Annotated in this window: 19 protein-coding genes and 1 pseudogene; 9 read left to right on the forward strand and 11 right to left on the reverse strand. The window is 60.9% G+C overall.

Features of this window, described 5'->3' with window-relative positions; all coding sequences use genetic code 11:
- Positions 1 to 13: 13 nt before the first annotated feature.
- The 3 genes from FEZ63_RS12035 to FEZ63_RS12045 all read right to left on the reverse strand — a co-directional run bounded on the left by FEZ63_RS12035 (position 14) and on the right by FEZ63_RS12045 (position 1,527).
- Positions 14 to 466 (reverse strand): c-type cytochrome, encoded by a 453-nt coding sequence (locus tag FEZ63_RS12035; RefSeq protein WP_150944694.1) that lies wholly within the window; start codon positions 464 to 466, stop codon positions 14 to 16.
- 220 nt (positions 467 to 686) lie between these two features.
- On the reverse strand, positions 687 to 962 hold the full coding sequence (locus FEZ63_RS12040; RefSeq protein WP_150944696.1) for a cytochrome C oxidase subunit IV family protein: 276 nt from the start codon (positions 960 to 962) through the stop codon (positions 687 to 689).
- A 4-nt stretch (positions 963 to 966) separates the two neighbouring features.
- Complete coding sequence (locus tag FEZ63_RS12045) at positions 967 to 1,527, reverse strand: cytochrome c oxidase subunit 3 (protein WP_244622770.1); 561 nt, start codon at positions 1,525 to 1,527, stop codon at positions 967 to 969.
- A 137-nt stretch (positions 1,528 to 1,664) separates the two neighbouring features.
- Between FEZ63_RS12045 and FEZ63_RS25175 the strand changes: the two genes are divergently transcribed.
- The 8 genes from FEZ63_RS25175 to FEZ63_RS26210 all read left to right on the forward strand — a co-directional run bounded on the left by FEZ63_RS25175 (position 1,665) and on the right by FEZ63_RS26210 (position 8,674).
- Positions 1,665 to 1,820 carry a hypothetical protein gene (locus tag FEZ63_RS25175; protein WP_201274156.1) on the forward strand — a complete coding sequence of 52 codons (156 nt, stop codon included), beginning with the start codon at positions 1,665 to 1,667 and terminating at the stop codon, positions 1,818 to 1,820.
- A gap of 779 nt (positions 1,821 to 2,599) precedes the next feature.
- On the forward strand, positions 2,600 to 2,866 hold the full coding sequence (locus tag FEZ63_RS12050) for a YbaN family protein (protein WP_244622771.1): 267 nt from the start codon (positions 2,600 to 2,602) through the stop codon (positions 2,864 to 2,866).
- Positions 2,867 to 3,208: 342 nt separating this feature from the next.
- Entirely contained in the window at positions 3,209 to 3,670 is a 462-nt protein-coding gene (gene ccmE, locus FEZ63_RS12055; protein WP_150944698.1) for a cytochrome c maturation protein CcmE, read from the forward strand.
- A 116-nt stretch (positions 3,671 to 3,786) separates the two neighbouring features.
- Positions 3,787 to 5,067, forward strand: coding sequence for a TCR/Tet family MFS transporter (locus FEZ63_RS12060; protein WP_244622772.1), 1,281 nt, complete (start codon positions 3,787 to 3,789; stop codon positions 5,065 to 5,067).
- 165 nt (positions 5,068 to 5,232) lie between these two features.
- Positions 5,233 to 6,387, forward strand: a complete 1,155-nt coding sequence (locus tag FEZ63_RS12065; protein ID WP_150944702.1) for a cytochrome P450 — start codon at positions 5,233 to 5,235, stop codon at positions 6,385 to 6,387.
- Positions 6,375 to 7,208, forward strand: coding sequence for a Crp/Fnr family transcriptional regulator (locus FEZ63_RS12070; protein WP_150944704.1), 834 nt, complete (start codon positions 6,375 to 6,377; stop codon positions 7,206 to 7,208). The genes FEZ63_RS12065 and FEZ63_RS12070 overlap by 13 nt, the downstream gene beginning before the upstream one ends.
- 244 nt (positions 7,209 to 7,452) lie before the next feature.
- Entirely contained in the window at positions 7,453 to 8,070 is a 618-nt protein-coding gene (locus FEZ63_RS12075) for a YitT family protein (RefSeq protein WP_150944706.1), read from the forward strand.
- Positions 8,071 to 8,425: 355 nt separating this feature from the next.
- On the forward strand, positions 8,426 to 8,674 hold the full coding sequence (locus FEZ63_RS26210; RefSeq protein WP_150944709.1) for a DUF982 domain-containing protein: 249 nt from the start codon (positions 8,426 to 8,428) through the stop codon (positions 8,672 to 8,674).
- Positions 8,675 to 8,974: 300 nt separating this feature from the next.
- Here the strand turns inward: FEZ63_RS26210 and FEZ63_RS12085 are convergent, their stop codons facing one another.
- From FEZ63_RS12085 to FEZ63_RS12095, 3 genes and pseudogenes are all read right to left on the reverse strand, one after another.
- Positions 8,975 to 9,481, reverse strand: coding sequence for a CBS domain-containing protein (locus FEZ63_RS12085; RefSeq protein WP_201274157.1), 507 nt, complete (start codon positions 9,479 to 9,481; stop codon positions 8,975 to 8,977).
- Positions 9,465 to 10,245: pseudogene (locus tag FEZ63_RS12090) on the reverse strand (succinate dehydrogenase iron-sulfur subunit); the annotation flags it as partial. The gene FEZ63_RS12085 and the pseudogene FEZ63_RS12090, both read right to left, overlap by 17 nt.
- A 271-nt stretch (positions 10,246 to 10,516) precedes the next feature.
- Complete coding sequence (locus tag FEZ63_RS12095; RefSeq protein WP_150944711.1) at positions 10,517 to 10,900, reverse strand: c-type cytochrome; 384 nt, start codon at positions 10,898 to 10,900, stop codon at positions 10,517 to 10,519.
- A 134-nt stretch (positions 10,901 to 11,034) separates the two neighbouring features.
- Here FEZ63_RS12095 and fdxA point away from each other — a divergent pair, with 134 nt between their 5' ends.
- Positions 11,035 to 11,373 (forward strand): ferredoxin FdxA, encoded by a 339-nt coding sequence (fdxA, locus tag FEZ63_RS12100; RefSeq protein WP_150944713.1) that lies wholly within the window; start codon positions 11,035 to 11,037, stop codon positions 11,371 to 11,373.
- A gap of 42 nt (positions 11,374 to 11,415) precedes the next feature.
- Here fdxA and FEZ63_RS12105 read toward each other — a convergent pair whose 3' ends face one another.
- Genes FEZ63_RS12105 through FEZ63_RS12125 form a run of 5 tightly spaced genes read right to left on the reverse strand, consistent with a single transcriptional unit; the run spans position 11,416 to position 16,165 of the window.
- Complete coding sequence (locus tag FEZ63_RS12105) at positions 11,416 to 12,414, reverse strand: FAD:protein FMN transferase (protein ID WP_150944715.1); 999 nt, start codon at positions 12,412 to 12,414, stop codon at positions 11,416 to 11,418.
- A 10-nt stretch (positions 12,415 to 12,424) separates the two neighbouring features.
- Positions 12,425 to 13,027, reverse strand: a complete 603-nt coding sequence (locus FEZ63_RS12110) for a nitrous oxide reductase accessory protein NosL (protein ID WP_150944717.1) — start codon at positions 13,025 to 13,027, stop codon at positions 12,425 to 12,427.
- A complete protein-coding gene (locus FEZ63_RS12115) occupies positions 13,024 to 13,854 on the reverse strand; it encodes an ABC transporter permease (protein WP_150944719.1) in 831 nt (276 codons plus the stop codon). The genes FEZ63_RS12110 and FEZ63_RS12115 overlap by 4 nt, the downstream gene beginning before the upstream one ends.
- Positions 13,851 to 14,771, reverse strand: coding sequence for an ABC transporter ATP-binding protein (locus FEZ63_RS12120; RefSeq protein WP_150944721.1), 921 nt, complete (start codon positions 14,769 to 14,771; stop codon positions 13,851 to 13,853). The genes FEZ63_RS12115 and FEZ63_RS12120 overlap by 4 nt, the downstream gene beginning before the upstream one ends.
- Entirely contained in the window at positions 14,768 to 16,165 is a 1,398-nt protein-coding gene (locus FEZ63_RS12125; RefSeq protein ID WP_150944723.1) for a nitrous oxide reductase family maturation protein NosD, read from the reverse strand. Before FEZ63_RS12125 ends, FEZ63_RS12120 begins: the two co-directional genes overlap by 4 nt.

Consider the following 16,165-nt stretch of genomic DNA (forward strand, 5'->3'; position numbering starts at 1 on the left):
ACAATTCCTGATCTCAGCCAGCCTTGTTCGGCGGCCAGTTCTGGGTCTTGATGCGGCTGGTCCATTCCAAGAAGTCGACGAGATCGTCGAGTTCCTGGTCGGTCAGGTTGAATTGTGGCATTTGACGCCGACCCTCGATCCCGCTCGGCTGTGCCGCCATCCAGGCCTTCAGCGTCTCGCGGGCAGCGATGGGGTCTTCCTTGCCGTCATAGCGGTCCCAGACGTTACCGAGCTCCGGAGCGAAATAGGCTCCTTCGCCCAGGATCGAGTGGCAGTTGATGCAGGAGTGCTTCTCCCACACGTGCTTGCCGCGCGCGACGGCGTCAGACAATGTCGAGACATCCGTCGAAGTGGTGTTCATGAAGTAGTGGCTGTGGGCGGTCAGGCCCACGAAGATGGCGAAGAAGAAGAACGAGCCCCCATAGAACACGTTTCTCGCCGCCGATTTAGTGAGGGCTTCAGCCATCACGCAGTCCTTTCAATGAGGTAGAGAAGGAGAGGCGCGGGCCGCGCCTCGAGTCGGAATGTGTCTGGCGAACTCCGGGAGCGGGTCGCCGAGAGTAAGCGGGTGAGGATGTCTGTGTTTTCGAATTGGAAACGTGCGCCGGGTGGAAGCGGATGGCGGCAAACTACAGGAGAAGCAGGCTGGCTCTTTGCTCCAGGACAAGCTTCGATGAGAGATAGCGTCAGCCGCGCAGCAGGGGGATGGCGGCGGCTGCCCAAGAAACAAAGGTGACCAGACTCAGCCAGCAGAGAAACAGGATTTGCCAGCCATTCGGGACATTGCGGAGTTTGAGGAATTCCATCAGCATCCATCGCCCTTTAGCGTAGGCGGCGACAAGAATCAGTCCATTGGCAGCCAATCCACTCAAGCCGGAGTGGCCAGCAGCGAGGTTGAGCAGCGTGAGCAGGACGAGGAACCCCCAGGCGCGGGTAACCTGGCCCACAGCTGTGAGATTCATCGCTTCACCCAACCAGATAGATCAGCGGGTACATAACAACCCAGACGAGATCGACCATGTGCCAGAAGGCCGTCCCGGTCTTCAGGTTCTCCAGGCTGTCGTACAAACCGACAGCGGCGAGAATGACAATGCCAAGCACGACATGAAGGAGATGAAACCCGGTCAGGAGGAAGTAGAGCGTGAAGAAGGTATCCGTCTCCAGCCCGATCCCGGCACTGGCTTTGGCGGCGTATTCAGCGAACTTGATGATGACGAAGATGCAGCCTAGCGTCGCCGATCCAGCGAGCAGCATCCGCGTCGTGCCGCGGCGTCCGGTGGTTCGAGCGTCGACGGCCAGTGCGGCAAGCCATCCGCTCGTGATCAGGACGAGAGTGTTCAATCCACCCAGATCGGGATCGAGCTGCGCCTGACCCGCGGCAAAGACATCGGGATGGATGGCTCCCGTCACCGCGAAGGTCACGAAGAGCAGGCCGAATGTCACGACTTCCGTCAGGATGAGCACCCACATCATGGGGTGTCCCGGCAGGTCCGAGAGTGCGCCCCAGTCCTCTTGCGCAGCTGCCATGGCTCTTTCTGTCATCATGCATTTCCCGGTAGCGCCTCTTACCGCCCGTAATCAGGCGTTCTCGTTGCGCTGGCGCAAACAAACCTTCGGCATTCCGTTCATAGAGGGACAGAACCAAAAAGCAGGAGAGCGGACTTATGAGCGATGCGCAGGTTGGACTGGTGATGGCGACGCCGCTCATCATCATTTTTGCCGTGATGCTTCACCGGATGGGGGTGCTGCGCCTGACCGGCACTGTTGCGGCCGTGACCCTGTCGGTCGTGATCGCGGTCAGCCTCTTCGTCACGCAATAAACGCTTTCTGCACCGACGGGCTTACCTCATCGACGTCGCCCGAGCGCATCCCGAGAGAATGCCGCGAAAGGACTGTCGACATCCTGGCGCTCAAGGGTGCGCCAGGGCTTCCGGGAAGCCGTGTGACGGTGCCGGCTCGGGACCATTGGGCGACGATCGAGGGCGGGTTGGAGGAGACAACGGAGGCGACAAGGCGTATGAAGCCATTCATTTGGTCGACGCCTCCTACCGTCTGCGGCGTGTTGACCGCAAGAGCAGGGTACCTGGCGACGGCGCGGCCAGGGCTGAGCGAGTATCAGAATCCAGTTTGTGTTGGAGCAAAGTTGCGACAGGAGCAGCGTGCCAAAAGGGATCCAATGGCATGGAGGTTCCCGTGGGGTTCATCACCACAATCGCAAACTGGCGGTCCGGCCAGCCGGCGGACCGAGAGCTCGCCTACCTCGACACAGGGGAGCTTGCTGCGCTTGCGAGGGATATTGGACTTTCCGCGGACCAATTGACCCGGCTGACCGCGCGCGGCGGTGGAACCGGTGAGGAGCTGTCGCGACTCATGCGGGCTAGTGGCCTTGCACCTGAAAGGATAAAGCGCACCCACGCCGGCGTGATGCGCGACATGAGTATCGTCTGTTCCGGTTGCGAGATGGCAAGCCGCTGTAGGCGGGACCTTGACCGTGAATGCGCAACCGTGGTGCAGCGGTATTGCCCGAATGCTCACACCATTTCGGCCTTGCAGGCTGAGAGCAGTCGCGCAATCGTTTGACACAACCATCGTTCACCTCATGCGCTGGCTTCATCTTTGTCTCGGATACGCAAGCGTCTCGCTTGCCGTGCTCGGTCTGATTCTTCCGCTCCTGCCCTCGACGCCGTTTGTACTTCTGGCCGTCTGGTTGTTTGCGCGCTCTGATCCGCAATATGCCGCGCGGCTCTACAGCCACCCGAGGTTTGGATCCTTGCTCTCGAACTGGCGTGACGAGGGGGCCATCGCGCTTCCCGCAAAGACGTCTGCGGTCGGCGCGCTTAGTCTCTCTTACGCGATGATTCTATAGTTCACGGACGGCCGAATCCTGCACGTGATCGTCGCGGCCATGATGGCCGGAGTGGCGCTCTACATCATTACACGCCCAAGGCCAGGTCAGACATGACGGATGACGCCCGATGGGTGCGCCCGCCTACTGCGCTGTCCCTGAGGCACTCCAATCAACCTGACTTCCGCTGCTCCTGTACCCCCGGCCCCTCCCCAGATGCTGGAGAGAAACACCGGTGCGGCCGAACGTACCGGCTTTGGTGGTCTTCCCGCGGGAGCAGCGGCGGGCTTGCGTTCGGTCAAATTGGAATCGGCGTGCCGATGCTACAGGAAGGCGTAAATCGCAAGTCGGAAATCGTGAAGCATGACCCGAAAGCAACGACGACGCCTTACCCTCATCGGGACCGGTCTGACAATGACCGCCGCCGCGCTCGGGCTTGTGTCCTTTGCGATGCGCGACACCATCGTGTTCTTCCACACGCCAAGCGAGGTCTGGGCCAAGGGCGTTGCGCCCGGCACGCGTTTCCGCCTCGGCGGCGTTGTCCAAACGGGGTCCATCCAACAGGGCAACGATCAGGTTGTCGCCTTCAGGGTCGCGGATGCCGATGGGATTGTGAATGTGCGGTTCAGAGGTCTCTTGCCGGATCTTTTCCGCGAAGGCCAAGGGGTCATAGCGGAGGGCGTCCTGACGGCGCCCGACATGTTTGCGGCGGATTCGGTGTTGGCCAAGCACGATGCGAACTACGTGCCCCGCGAAGTGGCGGACGCTCTACGCGGTCAGGGCCATTGGCAGGGCCCGGACCCGGCGGCGACGGGCTCGCGTTAGCGGGCTGTGGAGAGCACTTCTCCGGGGCAAACGGTCCTGAGCCGGCATCGATCCTGGCCGCGCAGGACTCAAATTCGCGAATCCTTCCCATTGAACGAGTTATGAGACTTCAACCCATGCAAGCCCATCGTCCCCGCCGCGCGACCCTGTCCTTCGTGGTCATCACCGTTGCCCTCGACCTTCTAGCTTTCGGCATCATCATTCCAGTGCTACCGCGCCTAGTTCAGGAGTTCCTCGGGGGCGAGACAATCAGCGCCGCACAACTCTATGGCCTCTTCGGACTGACCTGGGCCTTAACTCAGTTCATCGGCGCGCCAGTTCTGGGCGCGCTGTCAGATGCTGTCGGACGCCGCCCGGTCATCCTGCTATCCAATCTGGCGCTCGGCCTTGACTACCTGCTCATGGCCGTTGCTCCCGGAGTCGGCTGGCTTCTCGCCGGTCGCGCCGTCGGTGGGTTGGCCTCGTCGAGCTTCACTACCGCTTTCGCTTATGTCGCCGACGTCACAGACGCGGATCGCCGCGCGGCCGGGTTCGGGGTGATCGGCGCGGCGTTCGCCTTCGGCTTCATCGCCGGGCCGGCTCTCGGCGGCGTGCTGGGCGCCGTTGACCTGCGCCTCCCGTTCTGGGTTGCGGCGGGACTGTGCCTAGCCAACGCCGTCTATGGAATCTTTGTCCTTCCAGAGTCGCTGCCACGGGATCTGCGGACGCCATTCACTTGGCGCAAGGCGAACCCGGTCGCCGCCTTGCGCCTATTGAGGTCGAACACGGAGGTGTTCAGGGTGGCGGTGGTTCTGTTTCTCTCCAGCCTCGCCCATGAGGTGTTTCCGGCCGTTTTCGTGCTGTATGCCGGTCACCGCTACGAATGGGACCAACTCACCATCGGCTTCGCCTTGGCAGGCGTCGGTGTTGCCTCGGCCGCGGTGCAAGGCGGACTCGTCCGCCGCGTCGTCGCGCGCCTCGGCGAACGGCGGACAATGATGGCGGGACTCGTCTGCGGCGCCGCCGGCGCTCTGCTCTTCGGCATTGCCCCCAGCGGAGCCTGGATCTGGTTGGCTATCCCGGTGGCAGCGCTGTGGGGCTTGTTCGGTCCGGCCGCGCAAGGTCTCATGACGCAACGGATAGCGGCCTCGGACCAAGGACGGCTGCAGGGGGCGCTCACCAGTCTGCGGGGAGTGAGCGGTCTCATCGGCCCGGTCCTGTTCACCGCGAGCTTTGCCGCCGGCGTGTCGCAGCCGGGCCCATCCATCGCCTGGGGTGCGCCGTTCTTTGTTGCCGTAATCCTTCTTCTGCTGGCGCTCGTCGCCATTGCGAAAAGGGAGTTCGCCGCAGGAAAGGCGGACTTGCGGGCAACGCGCGGTTTCGGAGAAGGGCCGCTGCCGACACGACACCGCGCGTAATAGTCTTCCTTGTTTGTTGTGCAGCAAAGGAGCGCACTCCCGGTAGTGCGACAAGAAAGTGTTGCGCACCCCGAGCTGTCTTGAATTTTGCTCCGCGCCAAGCGCGTCCATGAGGGTCGCCAGCGGGAAAACAGCAGCGGTTCACCCTTCCACTGGACACGTCCCATGAGCAAGAACCCACAGCCCGATTGGGACCCACGGTCCCGTGCCGCGCTCGACAACCAAATCGCTACCTATGACGGCATGCGGGGACGCTGCCCGGTGGCTTACAGCGATTATCTGAACTGGTCAGTGTTCCGGCACGTCGACGTGATGCGGGTGCTGCGGGACCATGGCACCTTTAGCAACGTCGTCTCCAGCCACCCGTCGGTGCCCAATGGCATGGACCCGCCCGAGCACACCGGATACCGAGAAATCATCGAACCCTATTTCGGACCAGAACAGGTGCTGGCCCTCGAGCCGGTCTGCAGGAGCATTGCGGCCGATCTCGTGAAGCGGTTGCCGGCCGGGGGCGAGGTCGAGCTGATGGGAGGGTTTGCCCAAGACTTCGCCCTTCGGATCCAGTGCGCGTTCATGGGTTGGCCGGCGAGTCAGCATGAGTGGCTCCGACGATGGATCCGGCGGAACCATGATGCCACCCTGGCCGGCGACCGGGCCGCAACCGCGGCAGTGGCATTGGAGTTCGACGTTTTCATTCGTGATCTGCTTGACGTGCGTCGGAAGGCAGGCAATGCCGCGCCGGATGATCTCACTACCCGCCTTCTGGGTGAGCAGATCGGGAACCGGTTGCTGAACGATGAGGAGATCGTCAGCATGGTGCGCAACTGGACGGTGGGTGAACTGGGCACCATCGCCGCGAGCGTCGGAATTCTGGCGCACTACATGGCCGCGCATGCGGACCTGCAGCGGCGCCTCCGAGAGGATCCCTCGCTGCTGCCTGCGGCGATTGACGAGATCTTGCGCATTCATTCGCCGCTGATCGCCAGCCGCCGGATCACGACTCAGCTGGTCGAGATCGGCGGCCGTCGGCTGGAGGCCGATGAACGCATCAGCCTGATCTGGGCCTCGGCCAATCGCGATGAGGCCGTCTTCGAGGATCCGGATCAATTCCGGCTCGATCGGGATCCCTCGCAGAATCTTCTTTACGGCGCCGGCATTCATCTCTGTCCAGGGGCAGCCTTGGCCCGGATGGAGCTGCGCGTTGTGATGGAGGAGCTCCTGGCCAAGACGGATGACATTGCGTTGAGGCCGGAGAGATCGCCGGTACTGGCAACCTATCCGGCCAGCGGCTTTGCCTCGTTGGCATTATGGATCCGCTGATCGTCGCGAGCGCAGGGCGGGACGCTGAACCTTCGTCTTCGTTCAGCGATACACCTGCACAGGAAGCGCTCGGTGTCAGAACCGGGTTGGGTCGCATGTCTGATGCTGTGTCGATACGTCTGCTCAATGGGCTTGAGCCCGACGTCGCCGCCGAACTGCTAGGGCAGGCGCAGCGGCGGGTGGTTCGCGCCGATGAAGTGCTCTTCACGGCAGGACAGCCGGCCCGCTCGGTGCACGTGCTCACCTCGGGAACGGCCCGCCTGGTGCAGACCGCCCCCAACGGGGCACGGGTCATCATCAAGTACGTCAGGTCCGGGGAGATCTTCGGCAGTCCGGCCCTGCTGGACAGGTTCTATCCCGTGGACGCCGTGGCGGTGACGGAATGCGTGGAGCTGCAGTGGTCGTCGGAGTTTGTCAGAGCCGTTATCGACCGGCATCCGCGTGTGGCTCTCAATGTCATACACGATCTCGAAACGCGCCTGCGCGAGATGGAGAACAGGCTGCGGGATCTCTCGAACGAGCCCGTCGAGCATCGTCTTGCGCGCGCAATTCTGAAGCTTGTCGAGACGTTCGGACAGGAAACACTAGAGGGCATCGAGATCCCGTTTCCGGTCAGCCGCCAGGATCTCGCCGACCTGATCGGCAGCACTTTGCCGACGGTCAGCCGGACGCTTCGCGCCTGGGAGGCGCAGCGCCAGATTAGGCGCTACCGGCGGCGACTGGTGATCGCAGACGTGGAGGCCGTGGCCAGGGTCCTGTACAAGGAAACGCCGCTCGATCCGAAACCCAGGCGGAGCAACCGGCGAGCTACGCGGCGCTAGACTTTCCCCGTTCAACTATTGGACAGGAAGCCGGCGGGCGATCTGGGGTTTTCCACCCCGCCTGGGTCGCAAAGTCCCAGATCCTTGCGCCGTCGCAAAGACCAAGCGGTCAAGCTGTGGCCTCTGCTAGAGCCGTAGGAAGAAGGAGTGGGCATACACCCGTCTCTGGGACCATGGGGCGGGCGAAGTCACGGCAGCGTTCAGCATCCACGTCCGAGCTGGTGTTGCCCCTATCAGTAACGCCATGACGAATGAAAAAATCGGGGGACCCACCCATAGAGCTCACGAGGATGTGGCAGCACTCCTCACAGGCACCCTGATCGTCGCACTCGGCGTGACGTTGTACTCGAAAGCCGTTCTGCTGACCGGGGGCACGGCCGGTCTCGCCCTCCTGCTGCAATATGCGACAGGCTTCGAGTTCGGTCCGCTCTTCTTCGCGATAAACCTGCCATTCTACTATCTGGCTGTAAGGCGTATGGGCCGAAAGCTGACGATCAGAACCTTTCTGGCCGTTCTGCTGGTTTCCGTCTTCTCGAATCTCACCCCCTCTTGGGTCGGCATCGATCATCTCAACCCCGCCTATGCGGCAATCATCGGCGGCGCACTCATGGGCGTTGGACTGCTGATTCTGTTCCGGCACCGAACGAGTTTAGGCGGCATCAATATCCTCGCGCTCTATATTCAGGAGCGGTACGGCATCCGTGCCGGCTACGTCCAGTTGGGCATCGATGCTCTGATCCTGCTGGCGGCCTTCAGCGTTCTGGACTTCGACCGGGTCGCGCTCTCGCTCGTGGGCGCAGCCGTGCTCAATCTGATTCTCGCCACCAACCACCGGCCGGGCCGCTATACCGGCGTGAGCTGAGTGACAGTCTTGTCAAACCTGCTGCATGGAGTGATCGGTTTGAAATCAAGCCTCAGCGATGTGCACAGCCGAAGGACGTCCGACCAGACGGTGGCGAGCAGGTGAGCGGATCACGAACGCTTCGAACTGTTCGTCAAGCGCTGTCCAAAGTGACAAGGAGGTTGCATTGCATTGCATATGCGCTTTTCGACATCCTGGCTGCTCGAGGACATCCAATCCGTCGACGTGGTTTAACACGGCTTCGTAGCATGTGGGGCGTGTTGGGGGCGTGCGAAAGTCAGTGTGACTTCAGGCCGCGCGAAACCGGACATGCCATCGTGAGTGACTGGCCCGACCCCTGTGCTATTGTCATGCAATGGTGAACCTCTGCTTTTCCACACCAGTGTGTGTTCTGGTTAAACAGGACATTCGCCGGACGGTGTCCCGGGTCGATGAGGCAGCGGAGGTTCTGCTTTATGATTTTCCGAAGTCATCTCAAGACGATTCGATTGTCAAAGCGGCGATGAAGGCCAGCCGAGACGTAATGATGGGGAAGGGAGCAGTGGAGAACGCCCGATCAATCTTCGAGGCCGCGGCGCGGGAGGTCGGTCTTCTGGCGGACTGAGTGAGCCGTGCCGAACGTGGCTCGATTGCATATCGAGAAGATTTTGATCACCAGGCCTGCACCGACACTCGCGTCGCAGCAAGCCTTGTTGCTCCCTGCCTAAATTGATCAGATTCCTCCTGGAATGGAAGATAACCGCAAAGCAGGAAGCACCGACCTGCCGCTGCAAAGCGGTGACGTCCCGAAGTAGCCGACGAACCGCATGACCCGTCTGCGGAGTGCCGAGCCTGTCGAGCGATGTCATGACGAACGCAACCGAATATGTGCAACTAGGCCTCTCACAGCCTGACACGACCTGCCTCAACGGTACCCCATGGACATGACGTAGTCCTTCAAGAGCTGTTCCTCATCCCGGACTTCACCCAAAAGTGCCTGCAGCGCATCGCGTGCGTAAAGTACGCCAAGGGGCTCCCCTCGAGAACCAAGAACCGGGAATTGTAGCAATCCTGTTGCCGTCATGGATGTCCAGACGTCCTGAAGCCAATCGGTTGTAAAACACGAGGTTACATCGCGTGTCATCACCGACGATACCGGGACCGTGCAACTCGATCCTCGGCAGGAACCCATCTGTCGAACAATATCGGTCTTTGTCAGAACACCCGACATTGTGCCGCCCGACGCCACGATGACGACGATATTGATATGTCCTTCCGCCAGGAGCTTCGCGGCAGCCATGAGAGAAGCATCTTCCTGGATCGATACCAGCCGTCGCTGCACAATCGGCATCATTCTCTCGATGAGCATCGATTTCTCCGTTTCGGCAGGGAGCAGCACGCATCCGCGGCCCCGTTCATAGCGCTCTTTCAACCATCATCTTCTTGATCTCAGCGATTGCCCTAGCAGGGTTGAGACCTTTCGGACAGCAATTGGTACAATTCATGATGGTATGGCAACGATAGAGCCGAAACGGATCGAGCAATGTATCAAGTCGGCTGCCTCGTGCCTCGTCACGGCTATCCATCAGCCAGCGATAAGCCGTCAGGAGCGCTGCTGGTCCCAAATAACGTTCGCCGTTCCACCAATAGCTCGGACAGGACGTGCTGCAACAGGCGCACATAATACACTCGTAAAGGCCATCGAGCTTGCTGCGTTCTTCCGGAGTTTGACGCCATTCTGTTTCCGGTGCGGGCGTTTTCGTCTGAAGCCAGGGTTCAATGAGAGCATGATGTGCGAAGAACGTTGTGAGGTCCGGCACAAGATCCTTCAGTACCGGGGTGCGGTAGTGGGTAGATCTTCACGCTTTTCGCATTGCAGTCGTCGATGCCAAGAGTGCAGGCGAGCGTGTTCTCGCCCATGATGTTCATGGCGCAGGAACCGCAAATTCCTTCACGACAGGAGCGGCGGAACGTCAGGGTCGGATCGATGTAGTTCTTGATCCAGATCAGCGCGTCGAGAACCATCGGTCCGCAATCGTCACGATCCACGTAATAGGTGTCGATCCTCGGGTTGGCCGCCCGGTCCGGATTCCAGCGATAGATGCGGAACTCCTGCACCTGACTTGAATTCTCCGGCTTCGGCCAAACCGAGCCTTCGGAGTAGCGAGAATTATCCGGAAGCTTGAACTGGGCTACGAGAACCTCCTTTTCCGAGGTTTTGGATCGCCAACTTTAGAAAAGGAAGGAGATCGCTTCTGAACACATTACTTCTGCCGCGGTCCGCCTCAGCTAGTTGCCGCTATGCGAGTCGCCACCTGGTCGAATGCGCCATTGGGGTTCGGTGCTGGATTTCAGGCGGCATTTCTGGTCGCTTCTCAAATGCGGAGGTGGTTGAACGCGCGCCTCGCCCATGGGGCTACATTGCTTCCAAGCCGCGAGATATGAGTCGGAGCGAAGTGAATCTGATTTAGAGTTTTTTCCCTGTTGCGTCGAACTGCTTCAGATACGCGACAAGATCCTGAATCCGCTTTTCATCCTTGAGGCCAGCATAGATCATTTTGGTACCCGGGATCTTTTTCTTCGGATCCTTGATGTAATCGACGAAGGTCGCCTCGTCCCATGTGATGCCCGAATTCTTGTTGGCAGCCGAATAGGTGTAACCCTCCACTGTGCCGGCAGGTCGACCGAAAAGGCCGTTCAGCACGGGCCCGACGGCGTTCTTGGCAGTCTCGCCAACCTGATGGCAGGCTCTGCACTGGGCGAATATCTTTTCTCCTGCCGCTGCATCCTGAGCCAGGGCATGGCCCGAGCTGAGGGCGACGATCACGGAGGCAACGAAGGCGATGCGCATTGGAACTCTCCTGCTGACGGTTGATATCATAGCGGCGCAAGGAAATTGTTCAATGGGAGTAGCAATCCGCACCACAAATCCTATTCTCCTCATGGTAATGCAAACATTGCGAAGTCCCCACTGAGAGCCGACTCATGACGCATGTCGTTTTGGAGAATTGCATTCTGTGCAAGTACACGGATTGCGTTGAAGTCTGCCCGGTCGACTGCTTCTACGAGGGTGAAACCATGTTGGCGATTCATCCCGATGAATGCATCGATTGCGGCGTCTGCGTGCCCGAATGCCCCGCCGAAGCGATCGTTCCCGACTCCGAAAGTTTCAATCCCGTGTGGCTTGATATCAATCGTCAATACGCCTCCGTTTGGCCCAATATCACTCAGAAGAAGCCACCTCTTGCCGATGCCGATGCGATGAACGGCACACCCGGCAAGTACGAGGAGTTCTTCAATTCCGAACCGGGAGCGGGCGACTGATCAAACGCACCAGCGGACCGGGCTGCTCCGCGAACGATACTCCTAGCCGCCGAACGACACGGTCTGACCTGCGGATGTCGTGGCATAGATGTCATCAACTCCCAGTACTTCTCCTATTTTTGTAATCTCCTCTGAGTTCATGAGGCTAAAGGCGGTCGAGAGCGCGTCCGCGGCTGTCGCTGTCGGCATAACGACAGTGACGCTGCGATACTTCTCCCCGGGCCGCCCGGTTCGCGGGTCGATGAGGTGATGGAAGCGGCCTTCACGGTCGAACCGGAAACCGTAAGCGCCGGATGTGGCGACGGCCTTGTCGACGACATCGAATGTCCTGCCGACCTCGTCCGGGTTTTCCGGCTTCGCGACACCCACACGCCACGGCGATCCATCCGGCCGCGGTCCCATGGCGCGCGGTTCGCCCATATCGACGAGGCTGCGATCGATCCCTTCCAGGCGAAGCATCTGCACGACTCGGTCGGTGATATACCCTTGTGCGATGCCGTTGAGCGTCAAAGCCATGCCACGGCGAGCAAAAACTATGCGATCCATATCAAAGGTCACATGAGGGAAACCGACCTTGGTCAAGCGTTCGGCGAGAGCCGCGTCCGACGGCCCTGATGGGTCCGCGTTTCCGACAGCGAAATGTTCGCGGAAGAGCGTCCAGACCGATTGAACAGTCGGGTCAAAGGCGGCGCCCGTGAGCTCGTAATAGGTCCGACATTCGGCGAGAAGGGATACAAGCTCAATCGGTGGCGCAATCAACATGCCCTGTCGGTTCAGCCGGACGAGAGCGGAATCATCCCTGTAGAGACTGAAGACGCGTTCCAGTCGCTGCATCTCGGTGATCGCGCGGCCGATGAGACGCTCCGCCGCGGCACGATCATGATGATGGATGCGCAGCGTCGCCACCGCTCCCATTGCCGAACCGCGCCATTCAACGAGTTGGCCAGTCGCGCGGGCGACGCTGCCCCCGGAAATGAGGCTCAGGCCGGCAGCAGCGGCAGTTATGCCGATCGCTCGCCTGCGCGTTATGGACGGGAGCATGATCGCCTCCTCAATGGACATGGCCGCCCTTTCCGGCGGGTGCCGCAGGCGCGTGGTCGTGCGACTGCTCCACTGTCTCGGGTTGCGTCGGAACGGCGCCTGTGGCGTCCGTCTCGCCGCCAAGCACGTAGTCCTTGGGAACCTCTGCGAACGATACGACGCGGCCGCCGTTGCGGGATACGAATGTCTCCGCCGCATTCCGCTCGGAGAACGGGACGAGTTCGTCGGCGCCCATGCCGCCTTTCATGCGGCTCTCGATCACGAAAAGCGCTTGTCTCGCGTCGATCCAGTTGTTCGCGCCCGGCTTCTCCCATGTCTCGGCCTTGCCCATGTCCGACACGTAAATCGCCCGGATGTCCTTTGGCTCCTCGGGCAGCATCGTAAAGGAGAGCGTATCGCGCGCCGAGGAGAACCAGACGGGATCCTTGCGGCTTGCCAGAAGGATCTGCCCTTTGGGGCCGGAGTGTTCGATAACGTTCATGCCGCAATAATGACCGATCGCCGTAGCGGTCAGTTCGTGCGCTGGTGGGGGAGCGGCAGCCTCTTTCCGGTCGTTGCAGCCCGCGAGGGCAAGCGCGCCGATCAACAGGCTCGAAATGACAAGCGGTCTCATAACTCTCTCCTGGAAAACGCGAGTGCCGCGAGCGCGAGAGGAACGAGCGTCCAGGCTGCGAGTGCGGCGAGAAGTACGGGAAGACTCAGGGTCACGCCTTGGGCGACGCCTGCCATTCCGGAGAACGAACTGACATTCGCGAAACCCGTCAGGTTAAACAGGCGGTAGACATCGGTCGGATTGAGGAGAAGCAGCGCGTTTAGGACACTGCCCGAGACGGTCTGGCCTTGATCGACAACAAGGATGCCCAAAAGCGCCATGTCGTAAATGAGGACGAAGAGGAGCCATATACCGATGGCAATTCCCGCTGCCGTGCCGCGGTTGCCGACAAGGGCACTGACAAGATAGCCCACGGCGATGAAGATGGCTCCGAGCATGATCGACGATCCGACCATGGACCCGAAGGCGACCCAGCTCTCCGCGTCAATGGCGGAACCGGTGATGGCGAGTGCCGCCGCCGCCGCCCCATAGCCGAGCAACGTGGCAAACGCGAGAATTGCCAGATGGCCGGCGAATTTTCCGAGCAGCACCTGCCAGCGCGCGATCGGGTAGCTAAGGAGCAGGAGCATGGTGCCGCGCTCCATTTCTCCCACGATGGCGTCATGGGAAATCAGCAGTGCGATCAACGGAAGCAGGAAGATCGTGAGGCTTGAGAGGCTCACGATCACCACGTCCAGCGCACGCACGCCGACATTCCCCGTCGGAGCGCTGCCCAGAAACGTCAGGGACAGCGCCAGGGCTGCGAGCAGCAGGGTTGTGGCCAGCACCCAGCGGTTTCGGAGACCCTCTTGGACCTCCTTGCGGGCAACGATCAGCACGTTTCTCACGGCGCCATCTCCTGTGACCGAAGGAAGTGCGCGTAAAGCTCATCCAGAGTCGGCGGGAACACGTCGAGATCCTCCACCGCCGCTCCGTCGCCGGTCGCGCGCCGAAGAATGTCGATCTTCTCCTCCGGCCTTGCATCGATTTCGATCATGTGGCCGTTGATACGGCGCCAATCGCTGATCGGCCCGAGCCAATTGGAAACGTGCGGAAAGCCGCCGTCGGCCACTCTCAGGCGGATCCGGGTCGGCAGGCGGGCCAACCGTCGTAAGTCGTCCAGCGTTCCATCGGCAACCTTGACGCCCCGGTTCATGATGATCACGCGCCCGGCGCGCTCTTCGAGTTCGGTGAGCGCGTGGGACGACAGGAGGACGGTCGACCCGCCGCCGCGCAACTCTTGCACGATTTCATAGAAACTCTGCCGAAGTGCCGGATCGAGGCCTGTCGTGGGTTCGTCGAGCAGGAGAACCCGTGGCGCGCCGAGCAGCGCCTGCGCGAGACCGAGACGCTGGCGCATGCCCTTTGAATAGGTGCCGACCCGACGATCAGCCGCATGGGTAAGGCCCACGCGCTCGAGCAGCACCAGGGCGTCGCGCATCGGTTCGCGTTTCAGGCGTGCGTAGAACGCCAATGTCTCGCGCCCCGTTAGGCCCGTATTGAACGACACGCTCTCGGGCAGATAGCCGAGCCGTCGGCGCGCGGTGAACTCGCCGGCCGAAGGATCGTCTCCCAGCACGCGGATGCTCCCTGCGGTCGGACGAATGAGCCCAAGCATCAGCTTCAGCAGCGTGGTCTTGCCGGCACCGTTGTGTCCCACGAGTGCGACCGTCTCACCTTCCGGGAGATCGAAAGAGACGTCCCGCACTGCCTCGACTTTGCCAAAGCGTTTCGCGACGTGGTGGAGTTCGACGGTCGCCGTCACGGGCGGCCTCCTCGTTGAAATTCCGGCTTGGGGGGTGGCGCCATCAGCGGGCGACTATCGACGACGCCGCCCGGCAGAAGGGCTGGGAACTGAGCCTGCGCCCAGCGGATGACCTGTACGGCCGGAGAATTGGTCAGGACCTTGGCTTGCGGCGCCGTCCACAGCACCTTGTCGATGAGATCATTCGGTCGATAGGCGCTATCGCCTATCCCGTCGCCATTGAGGTCGAAGGCCGGATTATCGCTCCAGAAATTGCCGCGCTCACCTTTCGACCAGTCGAGATAGCGGGTTCCGACGTACTTCACCTGATTGCGGTTGTTCAGAAATGCGTTTCCGACGAGTTCATTGCGCTCGGATCCCGCCGTAAAATGGATACCGATCTCGCAGCCCTCGAACCAGTTGCCGTTGAAGCGATTCTGGTTCGCGTTGTAGATGAAGACGCACTTCGTCGGCGCAGGCCGCGCGCCGATGCTCGTGTCGGCCGCCGGCTCCGACGTTGCCGGCAAACCATGCTCCTTGGCATCTTTGGACCGCATGCCCGATGTGGCCCAGCGCTCGGTCGGCTGGAGGCGACCGAGAACCATGTTGTTGGTGATCTGTGAGCCGTTGGCATAGTTGAAGAGGAAGCCGTGGTCGCGGTCGCCGTCCGAGACATTGCCGCTGACCTTTAGCCGGTGCGAAAACATGATCGCGAAGCCAACCGTATTGCCGATCGACACGTTGTCGGTGATCTGGCTGTCGTTAGTGTACATGTAGTGAATTGCGAAGCGCAGATCCCGGAAACGATTTCGGCTGAAGTCGTTGCGCTTGCTGGTAATCGAGAAGATGCCGTCGCGTCCGTAGCGAATATCGTTGTCGAGGACTTTCGCGCCGGGCGCGTTCCACACCGAGACGCCGTTGCCCGCTTCGTTGACGCGACCTTCCTCGAGTCCAATGATCTCGTTTCTTCGCGCGATCGCGTTCTCGGCACCGTGCAGGTAAATTCCGTACAAATTGCCGTCGATCTTGTTGTCTTCGACGATCGCTCCGCTCGCGGTCTTCTCGACGAACACTCCGGCATCCATTGCCTCGGAATCTCTGCCTGAACCGCGAATTGTCAGTCCACTCACAACAGCCTCCGGCGCCGAAATAGTGACGACGCTGCCCTTGCCGGGTCCGGTCAGTACCGCGCCAGGTTCGCCCTTGAGGGTAAGCCCACGCGTGATCCGAAGGGGGCCACGGTGTTCGCCAGCCTTCAACACGACGACGTCCCCATCAGATGCCGCGTCGAGAATCTCCTGCAGGCTGATTTCTCCCGGGGCTACGGTAAACTGCTCACCCATCGCGGAGAAGGTGGGGCTGGCAGCGAGGAATGCTGCCAGCCCCATGCACACATTGGCGCGAATAATGCGCAT

This window comes from Microvirga brassicacearum, assembly GCF_008757455.1.
GTDB lineage: Bacteria > Pseudomonadota > Alphaproteobacteria > Rhizobiales > Beijerinckiaceae > Microvirga > Microvirga brassicacearum.